Source organism: Klebsiella sp. 2-CIP_Kleb. (genome assembly GCF_050378715.1).
Taxonomy (GTDB): domain Bacteria; phylum Pseudomonadota; class Gammaproteobacteria; order Enterobacterales; family Enterobacteriaceae; genus Klebsiella; species Klebsiella quasipneumoniae.
This window is the reverse complement of sequence record NZ_JBNRLG010000003.1, coordinates 435,109-458,333: the sequence shown is the minus strand read 5'-3', so window position 1 is coordinate 458,333 and position 23,225 is coordinate 435,109. Positions and strand designations below refer to the sequence as shown.

Annotated in this window: 24 protein-coding genes and 1 other annotated feature; of the genes, 10 read left to right on the top strand and 14 right to left on the bottom strand. The window is 56.0% G+C overall.

The features are described from left to right. Positions 1-505: 505 nt before the first annotated feature. From clpB to rluD, 3 genes are all read right to left on the bottom strand, one after another. The gene (clpB, locus tag ACQUTP_RS15175; protein ID WP_004206837.1) at positions 506-3,079 is read right to left on the bottom strand and encodes an ATP-dependent chaperone ClpB; all 2,574 of its coding nucleotides are present in this window, start codon (positions 3,077-3,079) and stop codon (positions 506-508) included. A gap of 128 nt (positions 3,080-3,207) precedes the next feature. Next, positions 3,208-3,939 (bottom strand): purine nucleoside phosphorylase YfiH, encoded by a 732-nt coding sequence (gene yfiH, locus ACQUTP_RS15170; protein WP_023318894.1) that lies wholly within the window; start codon positions 3,937-3,939, stop codon positions 3,208-3,210. Then, positions 3,936-4,916: a 23S rRNA pseudouridine(1911/1915/1917) synthase RluD gene (rluD, locus tag ACQUTP_RS15165; RefSeq protein ID WP_004206840.1), complete on the bottom strand. Its 981-nt coding sequence runs from the start codon at positions 4,914-4,916 to the stop codon at positions 3,936-3,938. The genes yfiH and rluD overlap by 4 nt, the downstream gene beginning before the upstream one ends. A gap of 131 nt (positions 4,917-5,047) precedes the next feature. Between rluD and bamD the strand changes: the two genes are divergently transcribed. The 4 genes from bamD (at position 5,048) to pheA (ending at position 7,807) form a co-directional block, all read left to right on the top strand. After that, positions 5,048-5,785 carry an outer membrane protein assembly factor BamD gene (gene bamD, locus ACQUTP_RS15160; protein ID WP_004145664.1) on the top strand — a complete coding sequence of 246 codons (738 nt, stop codon included), beginning with the start codon at positions 5,048-5,050 and terminating at the stop codon, positions 5,783-5,785. A gap of 271 nt (positions 5,786-6,056) precedes the next feature. Beyond that, positions 6,057-6,392 (top strand): ribosome-associated translation inhibitor RaiA, encoded by a 336-nt coding sequence (raiA, locus tag ACQUTP_RS15155; RefSeq protein WP_002914111.1) that lies wholly within the window; start codon positions 6,057-6,059, stop codon positions 6,390-6,392. 105 nt (positions 6,393-6,497) lie between these two features. Beyond that, positions 6,498-6,622 (top strand) — a sequence feature (Phe leader region). After that, positions 6,499-6,546 (top strand): pheA operon leader peptide PheL, encoded by a 48-nt coding sequence (gene pheL / locus ACQUTP_RS15150; RefSeq protein WP_100250063.1) that lies wholly within the window; start codon positions 6,499-6,501, stop codon positions 6,544-6,546. (Overlaps the previous feature by 48 nt.) A gap of 24 nt (positions 6,623-6,646) precedes the next feature. Further along, positions 6,647-7,807 carry a bifunctional chorismate mutase/prephenate dehydratase gene (gene pheA, locus ACQUTP_RS15145; RefSeq protein ID WP_049092790.1) on the top strand — a complete coding sequence of 387 codons (1,161 nt, stop codon included), beginning with the start codon at positions 6,647-6,649 and terminating at the stop codon, positions 7,805-7,807. Here pheA and ACQUTP_RS15140 read toward each other — a convergent pair. The 3 genes from ACQUTP_RS15140 to aroF form a co-directional block, all read right to left on the bottom strand. Then, positions 7,804-8,676 (bottom strand): SMP-30/gluconolactonase/LRE family protein, encoded by an 873-nt coding sequence (locus ACQUTP_RS15140; protein WP_004206842.1) that lies wholly within the window; start codon positions 8,674-8,676, stop codon positions 7,804-7,806. The genes pheA and ACQUTP_RS15140 overlap by 4 nt on opposite strands. A 62-nt stretch (positions 8,677-8,738) precedes the next feature. Then, positions 8,739-9,860 carry a bifunctional chorismate mutase/prephenate dehydrogenase gene (tyrA, locus tag ACQUTP_RS15135; RefSeq protein ID WP_004206843.1) on the bottom strand — a complete coding sequence of 374 codons (1,122 nt, stop codon included), beginning with the start codon at positions 9,858-9,860 and terminating at the stop codon, positions 8,739-8,741. 9 nt (positions 9,861-9,869) lie between these two features. Beyond that, positions 9,870-10,940 (bottom strand): 3-deoxy-7-phosphoheptulonate synthase AroF, encoded by a 1,071-nt coding sequence (gene aroF, locus ACQUTP_RS15130; RefSeq protein WP_004206844.1) that lies wholly within the window; start codon positions 10,938-10,940, stop codon positions 9,870-9,872. 342 nt (positions 10,941-11,282) lie between these two features. Here aroF and ACQUTP_RS15125 point away from each other — a divergent pair, with 342 nt between their 5' ends. Genes ACQUTP_RS15125 through ACQUTP_RS15115 form a run of 3 tightly spaced genes read left to right on the top strand, consistent with a single transcriptional unit; the run spans position 11,283 to position 13,504 of the window. Then, a complete protein-coding gene (locus tag ACQUTP_RS15125; RefSeq protein ID WP_017900644.1) occupies positions 11,283-11,792 on the top strand; it encodes a YfiR family protein in 510 nt (169 codons plus the stop codon). Then, positions 11,785-13,008, top strand: coding sequence for a diguanylate cyclase DgcN (gene dgcN, locus ACQUTP_RS15120; protein ID WP_062913707.1), 1,224 nt, complete (start codon positions 11,785-11,787; stop codon positions 13,006-13,008). The genes ACQUTP_RS15125 and dgcN overlap by 8 nt, the downstream gene beginning before the upstream one ends. 13 nt (positions 13,009-13,021) lie before the next feature. Next, entirely contained in the window at positions 13,022-13,504 is a 483-nt protein-coding gene (locus tag ACQUTP_RS15115; RefSeq protein WP_017900643.1) for an OmpA family protein, read from the top strand. Between the two features lie 8 nt (positions 13,505-13,512). Here the strand turns inward: ACQUTP_RS15115 and ACQUTP_RS15110 are convergent, their stop codons facing one another. The 7 genes from ACQUTP_RS15110 to ffh all read right to left on the bottom strand — a co-directional run bounded on the left by ACQUTP_RS15110 (position 13,513) and on the right by ffh (position 19,179). Beyond that, positions 13,513-14,871 carry a PepSY-associated TM helix domain-containing protein gene (locus ACQUTP_RS15110; RefSeq protein ID WP_004206847.1) on the bottom strand — a complete coding sequence of 453 codons (1,359 nt, stop codon included), beginning with the start codon at positions 14,869-14,871 and terminating at the stop codon, positions 13,513-13,515. A 54-nt stretch (positions 14,872-14,925) separates the two neighbouring features. Continuing rightward, a complete protein-coding gene (locus ACQUTP_RS15105) occupies positions 14,926-15,387 on the bottom strand; it encodes a DUF2946 domain-containing protein (protein ID WP_004206848.1) in 462 nt (153 codons plus the stop codon). Between the two features lie 119 nt (positions 15,388-15,506). Beyond that, complete coding sequence (gene rplS, locus ACQUTP_RS15100; RefSeq protein WP_002914145.1) at positions 15,507-15,854, bottom strand: 50S ribosomal protein L19; 348 nt, start codon at positions 15,852-15,854, stop codon at positions 15,507-15,509. 39 nt (positions 15,855-15,893) lie between these two features. Then, a complete protein-coding gene (gene trmD, locus ACQUTP_RS15095) occupies positions 15,894-16,661 on the bottom strand; it encodes a tRNA (guanosine(37)-N1)-methyltransferase TrmD (RefSeq protein ID WP_002914147.1) in 768 nt (255 codons plus the stop codon). 31 nt (positions 16,662-16,692) lie between these two features. Further along, complete coding sequence (gene rimM / locus ACQUTP_RS15090; RefSeq protein WP_004150977.1) at positions 16,693-17,241, bottom strand: ribosome maturation factor RimM; 549 nt, start codon at positions 17,239-17,241, stop codon at positions 16,693-16,695. 18 nt (positions 17,242-17,259) lie between these two features. Continuing rightward, entirely contained in the window at positions 17,260-17,508 is a 249-nt protein-coding gene (gene rpsP / locus ACQUTP_RS15085; RefSeq protein ID WP_002914149.1) for a 30S ribosomal protein S16, read from the bottom strand. A 306-nt stretch (positions 17,509-17,814) separates the two neighbouring features. Continuing rightward, complete coding sequence (ffh, locus tag ACQUTP_RS15080; RefSeq protein ID WP_002914152.1) at positions 17,815-19,179, bottom strand: signal recognition particle protein; 1,365 nt, start codon at positions 19,177-19,179, stop codon at positions 17,815-17,817. Positions 19,180-19,342: 163 nt separating this feature from the next. Between ffh and ACQUTP_RS15075 the strand changes: the two genes are divergently transcribed. Continuing rightward, a complete protein-coding gene (locus ACQUTP_RS15075; protein WP_002914153.1) occupies positions 19,343-20,134 on the top strand; it encodes a cytochrome C assembly family protein in 792 nt (263 codons plus the stop codon). Positions 20,135-20,153: 19 nt separating this feature from the next. Then, a complete protein-coding gene (locus tag ACQUTP_RS15070) occupies positions 20,154-21,440 on the top strand; it encodes an HlyC/CorC family transporter (RefSeq protein ID WP_004149392.1) in 1,287 nt (428 codons plus the stop codon). 119 nt (positions 21,441-21,559) lie between these two features. Here ACQUTP_RS15070 and grpE read toward each other — a convergent pair whose 3' ends face one another. Continuing rightward, on the bottom strand, positions 21,560-22,150 hold the full coding sequence (gene grpE / locus ACQUTP_RS15065) for a nucleotide exchange factor GrpE (protein WP_004174800.1): 591 nt from the start codon (positions 22,148-22,150) through the stop codon (positions 21,560-21,562). A 124-nt stretch (positions 22,151-22,274) separates the two neighbouring features. Between grpE and nadK the strand changes: the two genes are divergently transcribed. Further along, positions 22,275-23,153, top strand: a complete 879-nt coding sequence (nadK, locus tag ACQUTP_RS15060; RefSeq protein WP_002914158.1) for an NAD(+) kinase — start codon at positions 22,275-22,277, stop codon at positions 23,151-23,153. Positions 23,154-23,225 lie beyond the last annotated feature (72 nt).

Below are 23,225 nucleotides of genomic sequence, written 5' to 3'. Positions count from 1 at the left end.
CGCCAGCGTTCAATCTGAGCCATGATCAAACTCTTCAATTTAAGTTTGATGCTCAAAGAATTAAACTTCGTAATGAATTACGTGTTCACTCTTGAGACTTGGTATTCATTTTTCGTCCGAGGACGTTAAGAATCCATGTCACTTTGAGTGCCCACACAGATTGTCTGATAAATTGTTAAAGAGCAGTTGCGACGCGCTTTAGCGCTCTGTCGCGAGGTCCCGTATAATACGTTTTCCTCATTCAGAGTCAAGCGCTTATTTTGCTTTTCTCTGTCGGCTTCAACGTTATCTTTCGCCGTTGAATCCTGCTGCCTCGGCGGCTTACCTGCCGTTGTTCCGTGTCAGTGGAGGCGCATTATAGGGGGTAATTCTGAAGTGACAAGGATAAATTCAAAAAAAGAATTCAATCGCTCACTTTTCAACCAAATCAGATGTTGAGCTTTAATTCTTGCCTGGTTTTTAAACAAAAACGAGCCCGCTGGGCCCGTTTTTGTCGTTTTGTGACTTACTGCACTGCCACGATGCGGTCGTCTTTCACTACCAGCTCGACGGTTTTACCCGGAATCAGCTCACCGGAAAGGATCTGCTGGGCCAACGGGTTCTCAATCTGCTGCTGAATAGCGCGTTTCAGTGGCCGCGCGCCGTATACCGGATCGTATCCGTTGGCGCTGAGCAACTTCAGCGCCTCATCGGACATCCGCACTTCATATCCGCGCTCTTCCAGACGTTTATACAGACGCTGCAGCTGGATCTGGGCAATAGAAGCAATGTGTTTCTCACCCAGCGGATGGAAGACCACCACTTCATCGATACGGTTGATGAACTCCGGACGGAAGTTCTGACTGACAACCCCCAGCACCAGGTCTTTCATATGTCCGTAATCCAGCTCGCCGAACCGTTCCTGAATCAAATCGGAACCGAGGTTCGAGGTCATGATGACCACCGTGTTACGGAAGTCGACCGTTCTCCCCTGGCCATCGGTGAGGCGCCCGTCGTCGAGTACCTGCAGCAGAATGTTGAACACATCCGGGTGCGCTTTTTCCACTTCATCCAGCAGGATGACGGAATAAGGACGACGGCGCACCGCCTCGGTCAGGTAACCGCCCTCTTCATAACCGACGTATCCCGGAGGCGCACCGACCAGACGCGAGACGGAGTGTTTCTCCATAAACTCGGACATATCGATACGCACCATTGCGTCGTCGCTGTCGAACATAAAGTTAGCCAGCGTTTTACACAGCTCGGTTTTACCGACCCCGGTCGGACCGAGGAACAGGAATGAACCAATCGGCCGGTTCGGATCGGACAGCCCGGCACGGCTACGGCGAATAGCGTTAGATACTGCTTCAACCGCCTCATCCTGACCAATCACCCGATGATGCAGTTCCTGCTCCATACGCAGCAGTTTGTCACGCTCGCTTTCCATCATCCGGGAGACCGGGATACCGGTCCAGCGGGCCAGCACTTCGGCGATTTCAGCATCCGTTACTTTATTACGCAGCAGACGCATGGTTTTCCCTTCGGACTGAGTGGCTGCCGCCAGCTGTTTCTCCAGTTCCGGAATTTTGCCGTACTGCAGCTCGGACATCCGCGCCAGGTCACCGACGCGACGCGCCTGTTCGATGGCGATTTTCGCCTGCTCCAGCTCGGCTTTGATGGTCTGGGTGCCGGAGAGGGACGCTTTTTCCGCTTTCCACTCTTCTTCCAGCACCGAGTACTGCCGTTCTTTATCCGCCAGCTCCTCGTTGAGCATATCAAGACGCTTCAGACTCGCCTCATCAGACTCTTTCTTCAGCGCCTGCTGCTCCAGTTTCAACTGGATGATACGGCGATCGAGACGGTCCAGCTCTTCCGGCTTCGAGTCGATCTGCATACGGATGCTGGACGCCGCTTCATCGATAAGGTCGATGGCTTTATCCGGCAGCTGCCGGTCGGCAATGTAGCGATGCGACAAGGTCGCCGCCGCCACGATAGCCGGGTCGGTGATCTGCACATGGTGGTGCAGTTCATAACGTTCTTTCAGACCGCGCAGAATAGCGATGGTATCTTCTACCGACGGCTCGGCGACGAACACCTTCTGGAAGCGGCGCTCCAGCGCAGCGTCTTTTTCAATGTACTGACGGTATTCGTCAAGCGTCGTCGCCCCGACGCAGTGCAGTTCACCACGCGCCAGCGCCGGCTTCAGCATGTTACCCGCGTCCATCGCGCCGTCGGCTTTACCGGCGCCAACCATGGTATGCAGTTCGTCGATAAACAGAATGACGTTGCCTTCCTGTTTCGACAGGTCGGTTAGCACACCTTTCAGACGCTCTTCAAACTCACCGCGGTATTTCGCCCCGGCCACCAGCGCGCCCATATCCAGAGCCAGCACCCGGCGGCCTTTCAGCCCTTCCGGCACTTCGCCGTTGACGATACGCTGCGCCAGGCCTTCGACGATAGCGGTTTTACCCACCCCGGGTTCACCAATCAGCACCGGATTGTTTTTGGTACGGCGCTGCAGTACCTGAATGGTACGGCGGATCTCTTCATCACGGCCGATAACCGGGTCCAGCTTGCCCTGTTCGGCACGCTCGGTGAGATCGACGGTAAATTTCTTCAATGCCTGACGTTGGTCTTCGGCACCCTGATCGTTCACGCTTTCACCTCCGCGCATTTGTTCAATCGCCTGAGTCACGTTGGCGGTTGTTGCTCCGGCGGATTTTAAAAGGTCGGTCAGCGTACCGCGTGATTCAAGCGCCGCCAGAACAAACAGTTCTGACGATATAAAGTTGTCCTTTTTCTTTTGCGCCAGCTTGTCGCAAAGGTTCAGGATCCGCACTAAATCCTGAGAAGGTTGCACATCGCCGCCGGTGCCTTCCACCTGCGGTAAACGGCTCAGAGCCTGTTCGATGTCAGTGCGCAGTTTCCCGGCATTCACGCCCGCCGAGGTTAATAAAGGACGTACCGATCCCCCTTCCTGATTCAGCAAGGCGCTCATTAAATGAAGAGGTTCGATGAATTGGTTGTCGTGCCCGAGTGCAAGCGACTGGGCATCGGCAAGAGCAAGCTGGAATTTATTGGTAAGACGATCCAGACGCATAACTCCTCCCATAACAGGTCAAATTTGCTACTGGAGATTAAATGAGGTCATCCCTCAATTATTCAAGGTTAAAGACCTGAACTATGCGAAAAATAAGTTTGCCTTCTGGATCGTCTTGATTCTCTAGGTTATATCAGCCAAATGAAACTTGCCATACGACCGGTGGTCTTGTCGCGCCGGTAAGAGAAAAAATCATCCTTTTCGCTTAGCGTGCAGCGATCGCCGCCGAAAATCTGCTCAACGCCGACGTTTGCCAGGCGCTGCCGAGCCAGCTGGTAGATATCAGCAAAATATTTTTCGCCTGCCGGACGAAAAGCCTGATGCGCATTCTCATCCTTAGCCATAAAAGCGTCGCGAACTTCTGGGCCCACCTCAAACGCCTGCGGACCGATGGCGGGTCCCAGCCACGCCATAATGTTTTCGGCTTTATCGGCGAAACGGGCGACCGTCTCTTCCAGAACCCCTTCGCATAAGCCGCGCCATCCCGCATGCGCCGCGGCGACTTCAGTACCGGCGCGGTTACAGAACAGGACCGGCAGGCAGTCAGCGGTCATCACCGCGCAGACAGTCCCTGGCGTACGGCTATAAGAGGCATCCGCGCGTTTCGACGGATAGGGTCCGCCGTCCAGCGTGAGCACATCGGTACCATGAACCTGCTCAAGCCAAACCGGGTAAGACGGTAAGCCGCCGGCGGCAAACATCCTCCGCCGGTTTTCTTCGACATGCTGCAGATTGTCGCCGCAATGGGCGCCCAGGTTGAGCGAGTCATAGGGCGGCAGACTCACGCCGCCGATGCGGGTAGAACTACAGGCCGCCACGCTGCCGGGCATTGGCCACTGCGGTACAATCAGTTTAGTCATAACCAGTCAATATCGTCCTTATGGGCTTCAAAATCGGCGCGCATCGCCTCGATGAGCTCGACCATATCTTGTGGGATGGGCGCGTGCCACTCCATTTCAATGCCGGTAATCGGGTGGTACAGACGTAGCATGGTGGCGTGCAGCGCCTGGCGGTCGAATTTACGCAGCGCGGTGATGAACTCCTCCGACGCGCCCTTCGGCGGACGCGGGCGGCCGCCATACACCTGGTCGCCTACCAGCGGATGGGTGATATGCGACATATGCACGCGGATCTGATGCGTACGACCGGTTTCCAGACGCAGGCGCAGGCGGGTATGGATGCGGAAATGTTCCATAATGCGGTAGTGGGTCACCGCCGGTTTGCCCATCGGGTGCACCGCCATATGGGTACGCTTGGTCGGATGACGGCTGATCGGTTCTTCAACCGTACCGCCGGCGGTCATATGACCGATCGCCACCGCTTCGTATTCACGGGTGATCTCGCGCAACTGCAGCGACTCCACCAGCCGGGTTTGCGCTGGAATGGTTTTCGCCACCACCATCAGACCGGTGGTGTCTTTATCCAGACGATGGACGATCCCCGCACGCGGCACATCGGCAATAGGCGGATAGTAGTGCAGCAGCGCATTCAGCACAGTACCGTCAGGGTTGCCCGCGCCAGGATGTACAACCAGATCGCGCGGTTTGTTGATCACGATGATGTCATCATCTTCGTAAACGATATTGAGCGGAATATCCTGCGGCTGGAAGCGCGCCTCTTCTTCGATTTCCACATCGATAGCGATGCGTTCTCCCCCCAGCACTTTTTCTTTCGGTTTATCGCCTATGGTGCCATTGACTAATACGCGTTGGTCGAGGATCCATTCTTTTATCCGCGATCGCGAATAATCAGGGAACAATTCGGCCAAAGCCTGATCTAAGCGTTGACCGAGTTGATTTTCGGTCACCGTTGCGGTGAGTTGTACTCGTTGTGCCATATACAGCTTCTTCGTTTAACGTTGGGTTTTACGGCTTTGCCGTTTAATATAGTGTGCTATTGTAGCTGGTCTTAATCGGGAGCAGGAACAGAGATTCTCCCGCATAAACATTTTGAGGAAGTCAAAACGTCATGACGCGCATGAAATACCTGGTGGCAGCCGCCACACTGAGCCTGGCTTTGGTGGGTTGCTCCGGCTCTAAGGAAGAGGTGCCTGATAATCCGCCGAATGAAATCTACGCGACCGCCCAGCAAAAACTGCAGGACGGTAACTGGAAACAGGCGATAACGCAACTGGAAGCGTTGGATAACCGTTATCCATTCGGCCCTTATTCCCAACAGGTACAGCTGGATCTGATTTATGCGTATTACAAAAACGCTGATCTGCCGCTGGCTCAAGCGGCCATCGATCGCTTCATGCGCTTGAATCCCACCCATCCGAACATCGACTACGTCATCTATATGCGCGGCCTGACCAACATGGCTCTGGATGACAGCGCCCTGCAGGGCTTCTTCGGCGTCGATCGTTCCGACCGCGATCCGCAGCACGCGCGCGATGCCTTCAATGACTTCTCCAAACTGGTACGCGGCTACCCGAACAGCCAGTATGCCACGGACGCCTATAAGCGCATGGTATTCCTGAAAGATCGCCTGGCGAAGTATGAGCTGTCGGTAGTGGATTACTACACCGACCGCGGCGCATGGGTTGCCGTCGTTAACCGCGTGGAAGGTATGATGCGTAACTATCCGGATACCCAGGCCACCCGCGATGCCCTGCCGAAGATGGAAAATGCCTATCGTCAAATGCAGATGAATGCTCAGGCGGACAAAGTCGCGAAGATTATCGCCGCGAACAGTAAGAACACCTGAGCCTGACTCATGGATCGCAAACGGCAGCCACTGGCTGCCGTTTTTTTATTCGTTATCCTGGTTAGCTGAAGCGGTTTAGCGTCGAGTTAACTCATCAAATATGGCCTGCTTTGGCAGGTTCGACAAGTAAAATCTCACTTCTTCCTGCCCTGTCTCACAAAATGAATTCGTTGACAAAAAGTGACAATAAAACGTGATTTAAATCACACATTTTGACATTAGGAAAGGTATGCTGGATTCACCAAGACGGGAAAGACAAGAGGTAAAATTTATGACAATGAACATTACCAGTAAACAAATGGAAATTACTCCGGCAATCCGCCAGCATGTCGCAGACCGTCTCGCCAAACTGGATAAGTGGCAAACTCATTTAATTAACCCGCACATCATTCTGTCTAAGGAGCCGCAGGGTTTTATCGCTGATGCAACCATCAACACGCCAAACGGCCATCTGGTTGCTAGTGCGCGTCATGAAGATATGTACGCCGCCATTAACGAATTGATCAACAAGCTGGAACGGCAGCTCAATAAAGTGCAACACAAAGGGGAAGCCCGCCGCGCCGCGACGTCGGTGAAAGAGGCAGGCTTTGTGGAAGAAGAAGAGTAATCCTTAACTTAAGTTGTGTCATGCCACGCGCCTTCGGGCGCGTTTTTTATTGACAGAGTGAAAACAGTACAGGTACTGTAATCCCCACTACTTAAAGGAATTCATCATGAAACTCGTCCCGTTCTTCTTCGCATTCTTTTTTACCTTCCCCTGACCGGGAGGCAATTCGTCGTATAAGAAAGAATGCGAAGACGAACAATAAGGCCTCCCACCCGGGAGGCCTTTTTTATTGGATAACAACAAAGGCAACATCTATGACCGAGGAAAACCCATTACTGGCGCTGCGCGACAAGATAAGCGCGCTGGATGAGAAACTGCTTGCTCTGCTGGCGGAGCGTCGCGGGCTGGCTGTTGAGGTTGGTAAAGCCAAACTGGCCTCCCATCGCCCGGTGCGTGATATTGACCGCGAACGCGATCTGCTGGAGCGTCTGATGACCCTCGGCAAGCGCCATAATCTGGACGCTCATTACATCACCCGCCTGTTCCAGCTGATTATCGAAGACTCTGTACTGACCCAGCAAACCCTGCTGCAGCAGCATTTGAATAAAATTAACCCGCATTCGGCTCGCGTGGCGTTCCTCGGTCCCAAAGGCTCTTATTCGCATCTGGCGGCGCGTCAGTACGCCGCTCGCCACTTTGAGCAGTTTATTGAAAGCGGCTGCGCGAAGTTCGCCGATATTTTTAATCAGGTGGAAACCGGCCAGGCCGATTACGCCGTAGTGCCGATTGAAAACACCAGCTCCGGCGGGATCAACGATGTCTACGATCTGCTGCAGCACACCAGCCTGTCGATCGTAGGCGAGCTGACGATCCCTATCGATCATTGCGTACTGGTCAGCACCTCGACGGATGCCGATAAAATTCAGACCGTCTACAGCCATCCGCAACCGTTCCAGCAGTGTAGCCAGTATCTGAGTCGCTACCCGCACTGGAAGATTGAATATACCGAGAGCACCTCAGCGGCGATGGAAAAAGTCGCGCAGGCGAACGCCCCGACCGTCGCGGCGCTGGGCAGCGAAGCGGGCGGCGCTCTGTACGGCCTGCAGGTGCTGGAGCACTGCCAGGCCAACCAGACGCAGAATATTACGCGCTTCCTCGTTCTGGCGCGCAAATCGGTAAACGTCTCCGATCAGGTTCCGGCGAAGACCACGCTGTTAATGGCGACCGGTCAGCAGGCGGGTGCCCTGGTGGAAGCCTTACTGGTGCTGCGCAATCACAATCTGATCATGACCAAACTGGAATCTCGCCCCATCCATGGCAATCCGTGGGAAGAGATGTTTTATCTCGATATTCAGGCAAACCTGGACTCGCTGCCCATGCGCAAGGCGCTGAAGGAGCTGGCGGAGATCACCCGCTCCATGAAGGTTCTCGGTTGCTACCCCAGCGAAAACGTCGTGCCGGTGGATCCGGTTTAACGTTCGCGGAACGGTAATTTCTTCATCCCTGCCACCGCCACCGGCAGGGTGAAGATGGCGCCGGACAGCGGATACTGCGCCAACTCATCGTCCTCCATGTTTTCCCGGGTGGTGGTGATATAGAGCGTTTGCATATCCGCCCCGCCAAAGCAGACCATCGTCGGGCAACGTACCGGCATCGGGTAGGACTCCAGCTCCTCACCCTGCGGAGAGAAACGGGCGATCCGCCAGCCGTCAAACATTGCGCTCCAGTAACACCCCTCCACGTCAATCGCCGCCCCGTCCGGTATCCCTTCGCCAGGCTGAAAACGGCGAAAGACTTCGCGCCGGCCAGGCTCACCCTGCTCATCCAGCGGCGTACGGTAGATCACGGCGTTCGGCGTATCGGAGGTATACATCCAGCGCCGGTCGGCGCTAAACGCCAGACCGTTGGCGCCATGGATGTCACACTGGATCACCGTCGGCTTCAGGTCGTTATCGACCCGCATCAGCAGCGCGCCGTTATAATCCCCCGGGCCCCAGAAGGTGCCGGCATAAAAGCGCCCATCGCGATCGGTCCCGCCATCGTTAAACCGCGCCAGTTCCGGATTGCTCGGGTTATCGCAGACTTTACGCCGTAGCAGACCGTGGGCGTCGGTCAGCCAGATACCGCTGCGCAATGCAACGATAAACCCGCCCTTCTCGCGCAAGGAAAAACAGCCGACCTCCTCCGGAAATTGCAGCACCTGGTGTTCGCCGCTGCGGGTATCGTAGCGGTGAATTTCACATTCCATAATATCGGCCCAGTAGAGGGCCTGCTCTGCCTCGCTCCAGGTCGGGCATTCCGGCAGGTATCCGGTGTAGTCAAACAGCGGTTGTGGTTCAGCCATCGTTGTCATCCCTATAAAAAAAGCCAGCGGTCGCTGGCTTTATTGTATACACCTTTTTCGCTTTACTGCCGATTATCGTTCGCCTGACGCAGCAGCGTGCGGCTCTCGCTCTGGAAACGCTGGGCGTAATCGCCAAACCAGTGTTCGACTTTACGGAAGCTATCGATAAACGCCTGCTTATCGCCCTGCTCCAGCAGACCGATCGCCTCGCCAAACCGCTGGTAGTAGCGCTTAATCAGCGCCAGGTTGTTTTCCGAAGACATAATAATGTCGGCGTAGAGCTGCGGATCCTGGGCAAACAGACGGCCCACCATCGCCAGCTCCAGCCGGTAAATGGGTGACGAGAGCGCCAGCAACTGCTCAAGGCGCACATTCTCTTCCGCCAGATGCAGCCCATAGGCGAAGGTGGCAAAGTGGCGCAACGCCTGAATAAAGGCCATGTTCTGATCGTGCTCCACCGCGCTGATGCGATGCAGGCGCGCGCCCCAGACCTGAATTTGCTCGAGGAACCACTGATAGGCCTCTGGCTGGCGGCCATCGCAGTAGACCACCACCTGCTTGGCAAGGCTGCCGCTGTCCGGACCAAACATCGGGTGCAGGCCGAGTACCGGGCCCTGATGCGCCGCCAGCATCGCCTGCAGCGGCTCTGCTTTAACCGAGGCAAGGTCGACCAGAATGCAATCCGCCGGCAGCGGCGGCAGCCTGGCGATCGTCTCCACGGTGGTGTGAATCGGCACGCTGACAATGACCATGCCGGCATCGGCGACGATATCCGTCGCCCGCGCCCAGTCCTCTTTTTCCAGAATGCGCACCTGATAGCCGGACAGCGTTAACATCTTCTCAAACAGACGCCCCATCTGCCCGCCGCCGCCGACGATCACTACCGGCCGCAGATTCGGGTAAAGGGTTTTGAAGCCTTTGTCGTTTTCGCTGGAATAGGATTCGCGCATCACGCGACGCAGAACGTCCTCGATCAGATCCGGCGGAACGCCGAGCGCAGCCGCCTCTTCTCGCCGGGAGGCGAGCATCGCCGCCTCGCGTTCCGGGACGTAAATCGGCAGGCCATACTGGCTCTTCACCTCGCCGACTTCGGCCACCAGTTCCAGGCGCTTAGCCAGCAGGCTAAGCAACGCTTTATCTACTTCATCAATTTGATCGCGTAACGCGGTCAGTTCAGCAACCATACTTTCCTCTTACACCAAACGGGCCGCCAGGTGGCCGCGGAGATCCTTATCCAGTTCACGCAGTAGCGCATCGGTGGTTTCCCAGCTGATGCAGGCATCCGTTACCGAAACGCCGTATTTCATCGCCTCACGCGGCTGTTCAGAGGACTGATTGCCCTCGTGGATATTACTCTCAATCATCAGGCCGATAATGGAGCGATTGCCATCTTTAATCTGCGCGACAACGGATTCAGCCACGGCCGGCTGGCGGCGGAAATCTTTATTGGAGTTCCCATGACTGCAATCTACCATCAGCGACGGCTTCAGTCCCGCCTGCGCCATCTCTTTTTCGCATTTCGCCACATCGTCCGGACCGTAGTTTGGCGCCTTACCGCCGCGGAGGATCACATGGCCGTTCGGGTTACCCTGCGTTTGCAGCAGGCAGACCTGCCCGGCCTGGTTGATACCGACGAAACGGTGCGGCATCGCCGCGGCGCGCATGGCGTTGATGGCCGTGGCCAGGCTGCCGTCGGTGCCATTTTTAAAGCCTACCGGCATGGAAAGACCAGAGGCCATTTCGCGGTGCGTCTGAGATTCCGTGGTTCGCGCGCCGATGGCGGACCAGCTGAACAGATCCCCAAGGTACTGCGGGCTGTTGGGATCCAGCGCTTCCGTCGCCAGCGGCAGTCCCATATTCACGAGCTCGACCAGCAGACGACGCGCAATCTTCAGGCCGCCTTCAACATCAAACGAACCATCCATATGCGGGTCGTTAATCAGCCCCTTCCAGCCAACGGTAGTACGGGGTTTTTCAAAATAGACGCGCATCACCAGATAGAGGCTATCGCTGACCTCTGCGGCAAGGGCTTTAAACCGACGAGCATATTCGATCGCAGCTTCCGGATCGTGAATGGAGCAAGGACCGCAAACCACCAGCAGGCGCGGATCGCGGCCGGCGATGATATCGGAGATGGTTTCACGGGCGTGCGCGATCTGCGCTTCCTGTTCAACGCTCAGGGGGAATTCCGCCTTCAGTTGCTCCGGGGTCATTAACACATGTTCGTCGGTAATATGTACGTTATTCAGCGCGTCTTTTTGCATGATTGCGATCCTGTGTAGCTCGTTTGCGATAGGGGTTGCCTCAGCGGGCATGACGTAACGATACCATACAAAGTAAAGAATTCAATCCATATTACGTAAATTTTACTTTACACCAATAAATTAATTGGCACTTACCACGGCGTTAAACGTACAAAAATATTTACACATAGCGAAATCGCGCCAAAATGGCTCATCAGAGCCATCGGCATTACGAAAAATCCTGGTGAGATTTGTCCCAAAGCAAAGGGCGCATCTAATGACGGGTTTTGCTATCAGTGATATTCTTCGCCGGGCATCGGCAGCGGCTTTTCCCGCGCCAGGGCGAATTTGACGGAAGCGTTAATGACAGTATTACACCGTCTTTTATTGACTGTATTTTTTCTCATCGCGGTATCTCCTGTTTTTGCTGCCGGACCTTCAGAACATGTTCGCGCGATTGTTTCCGGGATCGTGACCTATACCCGTTGGCCGTCATTAACAGGGGCGCCGAAGCTGTGCATTTTTGCCTCATCACGCTTCACCCATAGCCTGGCTCATGAAGATCCGGATGCATTGCCCTATCAACCGGTGATAGTACGTAATAGTGAAGAAGCGTTAAAAACAACCTGCGATGGTTTTTATTTTGGCAGCGAATCGCCGACCCAACAGTCGGAATTAACTCGCCGCTATGGCTCGAGGCCGCTGTTACTCATCGCAGAACAAAATACGGATTGCTCAATTGGTAGCGCGTTTTGCCTGATCATCAACGACGACAGGGTCCGCTTCTCCGTTAATCTGGACGTTCTGACGCACAGCGGGGTTCGGGTTAACCCGGACGTCCTGATGCTTGCCCGGAAGAAACCACATGAATAAGGACTTTTCACAGACATCGCGCCCGACGTTCAAACGCGCGCTGCGTCGCATTAGCGTGATAAGCGTGGTGATTTCCATGACGCTGGTCTGGCTGCTGCTGAGCACGGCCTCTATCTTCACGCTCAAGCAGTACGCGCAGAAAAACCTTGAGCTCACTGCCGCGACCATGGGCCGCAGTCTCGAAGCCGCCCTGGTGTTTGGCGACAGCGCGGCAGCAGAGGAGACCCTCGCTTCGCTGGGGAAGCAAGGGCAGATTTCCCAGGCAATCGTGCTCAACGGCCAGAAGCAGCCCTTCGCCGCATGGCGCCACGAACCGCTGGCCAACAAAGAACAAGTGAGCGGCCTTATCAGTAAATGGCTGTTTCCGGAGCCCACGGTGCAGCTCATCTGGCACCAGGGCAAACAAATCGGCGAGCTGCGACTAACCGCGCTTGATGAACTAATTAGCCACTTTCTGGGCATCTCGATTCTGGTACTGACAGGCAGCATTCTGCTCGCCTCGTTTATCGGCCTGCTGCTGACCCACTCCCTGCACCGGGGGATCGTCGCCGCCCTGCAGAGCATCACCGAGGTCGTGCATGATATTCGCGAAAACCGCCACTTCTCCCGGCGGGTGCCGGAGGAGCGTATCGAGGAGTTCCATCTGTTTGCCCAGGACTTTAACAGTCTGCTGGGGGAGATGGAGGACTGGCAGCGCCAGCTGCAGGCCAAAAATGCTCAGCTGTTGCGCAGCTCGTTACACGATCCGTTGACCGGCCTGGCTAACCGCGCCGCCTTTCGCAACGCGCTTGCCGAGCTGATGAAAAATGAAGTGGATCACCAGACCTCAGCGTTACTGTTTCTCGATGGCGATAACTTCAAATTGATCAATGACAACTGGGGACATGCGGCGGGCGATAAAGTGCTGATGGAAGTCGCCAGCCGCCTGATGACTTTCGCCGGTAAACGCCATCTGGCGTGGCGTCTCGGCGGCGATGAGTTTGCCGTTCTGCTGCGCGAGGTGCGCTCGGAAGCAGAAGTCCAGGCCCTGTGCCAGGCGCTGTCGGAACAATTTCTTCCGCCATTCAATCTGCACAATGGCCATAGCGCCACGCTCTCGCTGAGTGTCGGTTATGCCCTGGCGTGGGAGCACGCCACTGCGGAATCACTGCAAGAACTTGCCGATCAGAATATGTATCGGATGAAAAACCAACGTATCCAGCAGACGCTGAAATAATAAAGGACGCATTATGATCACGAAATATTTCGCCCCCGCCCTGATGGCGGCGGCGCTTTTGACAGGTTGCCAGGCTCCTCAGGGAAAATTTACCCCCGAGCAGGTGGCGGCGATGAAATCTTACGGCTTCACTGAAAGCAACGGCGATTGGTCCCTGGGCTTATCCGATAGCATCCTGTTTGACAAGAATGACTACCGACTACGTCCCGACAGCCGCCAGCAGATCACCCAAATGGCCTCGCGGCTGGCGACAACCGGGATAACGCATAGCCGCCTTGAAGGCCACACCGATAATTATGGTGAGGATAGCTATAACGAAGCCCTGTCGCTTAAGCGGGCCAACAGCGTAGCCGATGCCTGGGCGGAAGGCGCCCATATCCCGCGCAGTAATTTAGTCACCCGCGGCCTTGGCAAAAAATACCCGATCGCCAGCAACGACACCGCGGCCGGGCGCGCTGAAAACCGCCGGGTTACGGTGGTCATCAGCACGCCGTAAACGTCCGCTTAATCGCTGGACTTCGCCATCCTCATTGCCGTTGCCGCGCGCCAGCGCAGGTAGTCAACGGCAATGAACAACACCAGGCTGATGCCCATCAACGGCATGGCCAGACCCAGGGCTAACGCTATCCCCAGCACCAGCCCACGGGCAGGCCAGGCGAGCGACAGCCACGCCCGCAGCAGCGAATGCGCCGGATCCCAGACGGCCTGAGGCGGACGGCGCATCCACCACAGCCGGTACCCCACGGCGATGGTTACGCACAGCGCACAGCCAAACCCCACCAGCAGCAGTTGATTCGCCAGACCGAAGAGGATCCCCATATGGAAATCGACGCCCCAGCGGGTAAGTTTCGCCATCAGAGGAAAGTCGGCAAAATGGGTGCGATCCACCACCTCCATCGTGGCGCCATCGATCGCTACCGCATCCACCTGCGTCGGCCAGCGGCGGTCGATCTCATTCACCGTCCAGGCGCGTCCGTCTGATACCGGGGGACGGATCTCCAGCCGGCTGGCGTTCAGCCCCGCCTGACGGGCCACCGCCAGTGCCCGGTCAAACTGCGCGGGCTGATGCTGGGTCATGGCCATCGCCTCCCTGTGATGCCCGGCATGGGGATCGTGTGCCATCGGTGCCTCACCGTGCAGCAGGGTATTGACCTGCGGCGTCCACCAGCCGAAAGCCGCCCGCATTTTATCAACATTGCCGCCGGCCCATTGCGACCAGGTCAGGCCGGTGGCGGAGAAGAGCAGCATGCCCAGCAGTAAACTCCAGCCCAGCGTCACGTGCAGCCGACGATGATTCTGCAGGGCGTTACTGATCCGCCGTTTTGGACGCGTCATCGCCCACAGGGCAATGCCCCCCAGCGCGGCCACCCACATCCATGAGGCAGCCAGTTCGCTGTAGAGCCGCCCGCTGTCGCCCAACAGCAGCGAACGATGCGCATAGTCAATCCACTGACGCAGCGGCAGGATGCCGCTGGTGCCGTAGACCGTCATATCGCCCTTCACCCGCAGCGCGATCGGATCGACAAAAATGGCCCGGGATTCCGACTCCCCGAGACGCGGATCGGCAAACATAATGCGGGTGGTCTCGCCCACCGCGGGGGCCGGACGCACCGCCAGCAGCCGCAGATTACCCTGGGTCGCTTCCTCGGCCAGCGCAATCTGGGCGCTGAGCGGTTGCGGGGTGCCTTCGGGAAGGCCATACAGCGCATCGTGATAGAGCCAGTTTTCCAGTTGCGGCGTCGCCACATAAAGCGTACCGGTCAGGGCTGCGACAAAGATAAACGGTCCGATAAACAGCCCGATATAGAAATGGAGGCGACGCAGCAGGTTCAGCCATGCCGCGCGCGAGGTGCAGGTTGTCATACTTTTCCTTTTTTTAAAGCAAAAGAGGTCGTTGCGCGGTGCGCAGATTGATTTTTATGAAAGGGAAAAAGCAGACAGCCGCGGCGGGGCGCGGGTTTCGGGGTAGAGCCAGGGAAAGTAGCGCCAGTGTTTTAATACCGGGCGAGAAGCCGGCAGGCGAATGCGCCGCAGGAGCATGGCGACGAACAGCGCCAGCGCGAAAATCAGCCCTGGGACATGGGCTAACAGCACGCAATAGCCACAGGCTTCGGCATGGTCCAGCGGCAGTTCGTGTCCGGTAGGCGTAGCGCCGTCTGTGCTGTGCATCATCGCCATATCGTGGCCGGGCATCTGCGCCATACTCGCTGGCGAGCTGTCCATCATCATGGCGTGGTGCATGCCGGGCATGGCGCTCATAGGGTCTTTTTGCAGGGAGACGGAGATCAGGGGGGCCACCACGATCAGCAGGATCGCCAACAGCGCCAGCCAGGCGGCTCGCCGTTTAGGTGTCGTTTGCTGAAAACTGTTACTGACCACCGCCCCTCCGAATAGAGGGCGTATTGTAAATGATTTAAATCACGATGGTTACAACAAAGATAAAAAAAGGGCCGGCCCTGAGGCCAGCCCTTTTTGTCAGGATGTCGCGAAAGCGAATCTTAGTTAAGACGCTCTTTGATACGAGCAGACTTACCAGTGCGCTCACGCAGGTAGTACAGTTTAGCTTTACGTACAGCACCACGACGTTTAACAGCAATGCTGTCAACTACCGGAGAGTGAGTCTGGAAGACACGCTCAACGCCTTCGCCGTTGGAAATTTTGCGAACAGTGAATGCAGAGTGCAGACCGCGGTTACGAATAGCGATAACCACGCCCTCGAATGCCTGCAGACGTTTTTTGGAACCTTCAACAACCCATACTTTCACTTCCACGGTATCACCCGGACGGAAGGAAGGTACGTCCTGCTTCATCTGTTCTTGTTCAAGTTGCTTAATAATGTTGCTCATAATTTAATCTCTTATCCTGGGTAAACTGATATTGGGGGCTCACGCCTGCCCATCATGTTTATGCTGCTGTTGCGCGTGTTCAGTTTTGAACTCCGCCAGCAGCTTTGCTTGCTCTTCAGTCAGAGCCAGGTTTTCCAGAAGTTCAGGTCTTCTAAGCCAGGTGCGGCCCAGCGACTGCTTCAGACGCCAGCGACGTATCTCAGCATGGTTTCCCGACAGCAATACTGGCGGTACTTCCATCTCTTCTAACACTTCAGGACGGGTATAGTGGGGGCAATCCAGCAACCCATCAGCAAAGGAATCTTCCGTTGCCGATGCTTCATGGCCCAGTACTCCCGGAATGAACCGGGAAACGGAGTCAATCAGCGTCATTGCCGGTAACTCACCACCGCTGAGAACGTAATCGCCGATTGACCATTCTTCGTCAATTTCGGTTTGGATTACGCGCTCGTCTATCCCTTCGTAACGACCGCACACCAGAATCAGTTTCTGATTCGTTGCCAGTTCGCTGACGCCCGCTTGATCAAGCTTGCGTCCCTGAGGTGACAGATAAATCACCTTCGCGCCTTCACCTGCCGCGGCTTTTGCTGCATGAATGGCATCCCGTAAGGGTTGCACCATCATTAGCATCCCCGGTCCGCCGCCGTAAGGACGATCGTCCACGGTACGGTGCCGGTCATGCGTGAAGTCGCGAGGACTCCAGCTTTCGATGCTCAGCAGGCCATTTTTTACTGCCCGGCCAGTTACCCCGTAATCGGTAATTGCGCGGAACATTTCAGGAAACAGGCTAATTATGCCAATCCACATAGCGCCGTCTTTTACCGTTTATCCGGAGAATTTAAAAACCAGGATCCCAATCTACTTCGATAGTACGCGTAGTGAGATCGACTTTCTTGATAACCTGCCCATCGAGGAACGGAACCAACCGCTCCTTGATACCAAATGCATCTTTCAGGTTTGCCTTGATGACGAGCACGTCATTAGACCCGGTTTCCATCATATCGATGACTTTACCGAGGCTATAGCCTTCCGTCGTCACTACCTGGCAGCCCATCAGGTCTTTCCAGTAGTAGTCACCCTCTTCCAGCTCCGGCAACTGCGATGAATCCACGATAATTTCGCAATTAGTCAGTAGATTCGCGGCATCACGATCGTCAACGCCTTTCAGCTTGATGATGATGTCCTGATTGTGGTGGCGCCAGCTTTCCAGCTCAACAACCTGCCACTGACCCGCCTTCTGGATTAACCAGGGCTGATAGTCAAAAATGCTTTCGGCGTCTTCGGTGGAGGAAAACACTCTGAGCCAACCACGGATACCGTAGGAAGAACCCATTTTCCCCAATACGATCGGATCAACAGGTGCTTGTGCGGTGTGTTGCTTGCTCATCATGACCACCGTGACAGATTAAGCTGCTTTGTTAGCGGCTTTGATCAGCGCGGCAACGCGATCGGAAACAGTAGCGCCCTGGCCAACCCAGTGAGCGATACGATCCAGATCCAGGCGAGTTTCTTCTTCCGCACCGTTAGCGATCGGGTTGAAGAAACCAACGCGCTCGATGAAGCGACCGTTGCGTGCATTACGGCTGTCGGTGACAACAACCTGGTAGAACGGACGCTTTTTAGCGCCGTGACGTGCTAAACGAATAGTTACCATAACATCCTCTTGTGTGAATAAAACAACCGGGCCCCATCGAGGAACGGAGCCCGGTGTCATATTAAAAGCCCGAAAATTTTACTGATTTCTGTGCAAAAATCAATTCAAAACTACATACGCTAAATAATTCGAGTTGCAGGACAAAACGCGAAAGCGTTTTGAACAGCGCTTGCGCTGGCCCCGAAGGGGTGAGGCCGAATGGCCGAATCACGCGGCCAGTGAGTAAATCCCCGGGAGCGTACACAAGTACGTGACCGGGGTGAACGAACGCAGCCAACGCATCTGCGGCTTGAATTATGACGCGTATTAACGGCCCGGGAAACCTGGAGGCATCATCCCTTTCATCCCGCGCATCATCTTCATCATGCCGCCTTTCGACTTCATCTTCTTCATCATGCGCTGCATGTCGTCGAACTGCTTGAGCAGACGGTTCACATCCTGCACCTGCATCCCGCAGCCGGCGGCGATACGGCGCTTACGTGAACCTTTGATGATTTCCGGCTTAGCGCGCTCTTTCAGGGTCATCGAGTTGATGATCGCTTCCATACGCACCAGCACTTTGTCGTCCATCTGCGCTTTGACGTTGTCCGGGATCTGGCCCATACCCGGCAGCTTGCCCATCAGGCTGGCCATGCCGCCCATGTTTTTCATCTGGCGCAGCTGCTCCAGGAAGTCGGTGAGGTCGAAGCCGTCGCCTTTCTTCAGCTTGGAGGCCAGCTTCTCGGCCTGCGCGCGGTCGACTTTACTCTCGATATCTTCGATCAGCGACAGCACGTCGCCCATGCCGAGGATGCGGGAGGCGACGCGGTCCGGATGGAACGGTTCCAACGCTTCGGTTTTCTCGCCGACGCCGAGGAATTTAATCGGCTTACCGGTAATATGGCGAATCGACAGCGCCGCGCCGCCGCGGGCGTCGCCGTCCACTTTGGTCAGCACCACGCCGGTCAGCGGCAGCGCTTCGTTAAAGGCTTTGGCGGTATTCGCCGCATCCTGGCCGGTCATCGCATCGACGACGAACAGGGTTTCAACCGGATTAATGGCGGCGTGGACGTGCTTAATTTCGTCCATCATCGCTTCGTCAACGTGCAGACGACCGGCGGTATCCACCAGCAGCACGTCGTAGAATTTGAGCTTCGCTTCTTTCAGCGCCGCGTTGACGATATCAACCGGCTTCTGCCCGACGTCGGACGGGAAGAAGTCGACGCCGACCTGCTCGGCCAGGGTCTCCAGCTGTTTGATCGCCGCCGGGCGGTAAACGTCCGCGGAGACCACCAGCACTTTCTTCTTGTGCTTCTCGCGCAGGAATTTCCCCAGCTTACCGACGCTGGTGGTTTTACCAGCCCCCTGCAGGCCCGCCATCAGCACCACCGCCGGCGGCTGCGCCGCCAGGTCGAGGGTCTGGTTCTCTTCGCCCATCGCCGCCACCAGTTCGTTGCGGACGATTTTGACGAACTCCTGACCCGGGGTCAGGCTTTTATTGACTTCATGGCCGACCGCGCTCTCTTTGACGCGGCTGATGAAGTCCCGTACCACCGGAAGCGCAACGTCCGCTTCCAGCAGCGCCATGCGCACTTCGCGCAGGGTGTCTTTAATATTGTCTTCTGTAAGGCGTCCGCGGCCGCTAATGTTGCGCAGCGTACGCGACAAACGATCGGTTAAATTATCAAACATTGTCTCTCGCCTGAGGTGGAAACGGTTGGTCGCCGCAGCGACACACAAAACGAATGTGGCGGAGTATAACACGACATCAATCTGAATGTGCTGCAACGGTTGGAGCAGAGGCCTGCTGACGTTATACTGCTTCTCTTTCTTATTTAGCCAACAGCCGACACCTATGCCTGTTTTTGCTCTACTCGCCCTTGTCGCCTACTCCGTCAGCCTCGCGCTGATTATCCCCGGCTTGCTGCAAAAAAACAGCAGCTGGCGGCGAATGGCGATTTTATCTGCGACTATCGCGTTGATCTGCCATGCTTTTGCGCTGGAAGCACGGATATTCCCCGGCGGCGAGAGCGGGCAAAACCTCAGCTTACTGAACGTCGGGTCGCTGGTGAGCCTGATGATCTGTACGGTGATGACTATCGTGGCCTCGCGCAATCGCGGCTGGCTGCTGCTGCCTATCGTCTATGCCTTCGCGCTGATCAACCTGGCCTTCGCCACCTTCGTGCCTAACGAATATATCACCCACCTGGAAACCACTCCGGGGATGCTGGTGCATATCGGCCTGTCGCTCTTCTCGTACGCCACGCTGATCATTGCCGCGCTGTATGCGCTACAGCTGGCGTGGATCGACTACCAGTTAAAGAACAAAAAGCTGGCCTTCAGCAGCGAAATGCCGCCGCTGATGAGCATTGAGCGCAAAATGTTCCACATCACTCAGGTCGGCGTAGTGCTGCTGACTCTGACGCTGTGCAGCGGCCTGTTCTATATGCACAATCTGTTCAGCAGCGAAAACATTGATAAAGCGGTGCTGTCGATTATTGCGTGGTTCGTCTATATCGTCCTGCTGTGGGGCCACTATCATGAAGGGTGGCGCGGACGTCGCGTGGTCTGGTTCAGCGTCGCTGGCGCCGGTCTGCTGACGCTGGCCTATTTTGGTAGCCGCGTGCTGCAACAGTTCGTGAGCTAAGTCTTTTAAGGAATCCTACGTGGAACATATCTCCACCACCACGCTGATCATAACGCTGATCGTCATGGTGATTATCTCTGCCTATTTCTCCGGCTCCGAAACCGGCATGATGACGCTGAACCGCTACCGGTTGCGCCACATGGCGAAACAAGGCAACCGCCCCGCCAAGCGCGTGGAGAAGCTGCTGCGCAAGCCGGACCGCCTGATTAGCCTTGTGCTGATCGGCAATAACCTTGTCAACATTCTCGCCTCGGCGCTGGGCACCATCGTCGGCATGCGCCTGTACGGCGACGCCGGCGTCGCGATCGCCACCGGCGTACTTACCTTTGTGGTGCTGGTATTTGCCGAAGTGCTGCCGAAGACCATCGCCGCCCTCTATCCGGAAAAGGTTGCCTACCCCAGCAGCTTCCTGTTGGCGCCCCTGCAGGTGCTGATGATGCCGCTGGTGTGGCTGCTGAATACCATCACCCGCATACTGATGCGCATGATGGGCATCCGCACCGATACCGTCATCAGCAGCGCCCTGAGCAAAGATGAACTGCGCACGATTGTGAATGAATCCCGTTCACAAATCTCACGACGCAATCAGGATATGCTGCTGTCGGTGCTGGACCTGGAGAAGGTCAGCGTTAACGACATCATGGTGCCGCGCAATGAGATTGTCGGCATCGATATCAATGATGACTGGAAATCTATCGTCCGCCAGCTGACCCACTCCCCGCATGGCCGCATCGTGCTCTACCGCGATTCGCTGGACGATGCCATCAGCATGCTGCGCGTTCGCGAAGCCTACCGTCTGATGACGGAGAAGAAAGAGTTCACAAAAGAGATCATGCTGCGGGCGGCAGATGAGATCTACTTTGTGCCGGAAGGCACGCCGCTCAGCACCCAGCTGGTGAAATTTCAGCGCAATAAAAAGAAAGTCGGTCTGGTGGTCGATGAATACGGCGATATTCAGGGGCTTGTCACCGTCGAAGATATTCTTGAAGAGATTGTCGGCGACTTCACCACCTCCATGTCACCCACCCTGGCGGAGGAAGTGACCCCGCTTAACGACGGCACGGTGATTATCGACGGCAGCGCCAACGTTCGCGAAATCAACAAAGCGTTTAACTGGCACCTGCCGGAAGATGAAGCACGCACCGTCAACGGTATTATCCTCGAAGCGCTGGAAGAGATCCCGGTCCCGGGCACCCGCGTGCGCATTGAGCAGTACGATATAGATATCCTCGACGTGCAGGACAACATGATCAAACAGGTGAAAGTGATGCCGGTGAAATCATTACGCGAGAGCGTCGCGGAGTAGCGCGAGCGAAGGAAGTAATATCACGGTGGGCTGCGGCCCGCCGTTTTTTTATCTCGCGCCGGGAGCGATGACACAAAAAACGGCCGCCCGCAGGCAGCCGTTGAGCAAGGCAGCAAGCGTTATTTCGCTTTCGCTACCGTCACCATCGCGGCGCGAATGGTGCGGCCGTTCAGGGTATAACCTTTCTGCATCACGGCCAGCACGTTGCCCGCCGCCACATCTTCAGACTCGACCATCGCAATGGCCTGGTGGACGTTCGGATCCAGCGGAACGTTGGTGTCGGCGATCACTTCCACGCCGAACTTACGCACTACGTCCAGCATAGATTTCAGGGTCAGTTCGATCCCTTCCACCATCGGCGCCAGCTCCGGGTTAGCCTTGTCAGCCACTTCCAGCGCGCGGTCCAGGCTGTCGATTACCGGCAGCAGTTCATTGACGAATTTTTCCAGCGCGAATTTGTGCGCTTTCTCGATATCCTGCTCGGTACGACGACGCAGGTTATCTTCGTCGGCTTTGGCACGCAGCATCACTTCACGTTCACGTTTCTGCGCTTCAGCCAGCTGGGCTTCCAGATTCGCAATTTTTTCATCGCGCGGATCCACCTGCTCAGCCGAAACTTCAGGCTCTACCGCCTCAACGTCGTCGTGCTGCTCCGTGATAATTTCTTCCGGGGCTTGCCCCTCAGGCGTTTTCTGTTCTTTACTACTCATGAATTTCTCCGCGTTTTTTTCGCATTCATCTCGCTAACTTCGCTTATTATGGGGATCAGTTTCCGGGTTTCAAGGGAAGCGGACAGATTGTCACTATTTCATTTAACGCAAGGACATCCAGATCATGAAGAACCATTTCAAGTGTATCGGCATTGTGGGACATCCTCGTCACCCCACCGCCCTGACCACACATGAAATGCTCTGGCGCTGGCTGTGCAGCAAAGGGTATGAAGTGCTGGTTGAACAGCAGATCGCCCATGAACTTCAGCTCAGCAACGTGAAAACCGGCACGCTGGCGGAGATTGGCCAACAGGCCGATCTCGCGGTGGTGGTGGGCGGCGACGGCAATATGCTCGGCGCGGCGCGGACCCTGGCCCGTTACGACATTAACGTCATCGGCATTAACCGCGGCAACCTCGGCTTTCTCACCGACCTTGACCCGGACAACGCCCTGCAGCAGCTCGCCGACGTGCTGGAAGGCCACTACATCGCCGAGAAACGCTTTCTGCTGGAGGCCCAGGTGTGCCAGCAGGATTGCCAGAAACGCATCAGCACCGCCATCAACGAAGTGGTGCTGCACCCCGGCAAAGTGGCGCATATGATTGAGTTCGAAGTCTATATCGATGAAGTCTTCGCCTTCTCCCAGCGCTCCGATGGCCTGATAATATCCACCCCGACCGGCTCCACAGCCTATTCGCTGTCGGCCGGCGGCCCGATCCTCACCCCGTCGCTGGACGCCATCACCCTGGTGCCGATGTTCCCGCACACCCTCTCGGCGCGACCGCTGGTGATCAACGGCGACAGCACCATCCGCCTGCGCTTCTCTCACCGCTGCAGCGATCTGGAGATCAGCTGCGACAGTCAGATTGCCCTGCCGATCCAGGATGGCGAAGATGTCCTCATCCGCCGCTGCGATTACCACCTCAATCTGATTCATCCCAAAGACTACAGCTATTTCAATACATTAAGCACCAAGCTCGGCTGGTCGAAAAAATTGTTCTGATTTACATCGCTGCCTCTTTACTGGATAAAAAACCAGTCTATACTGTACGAAAACACAGTATTGGTTTTTCAT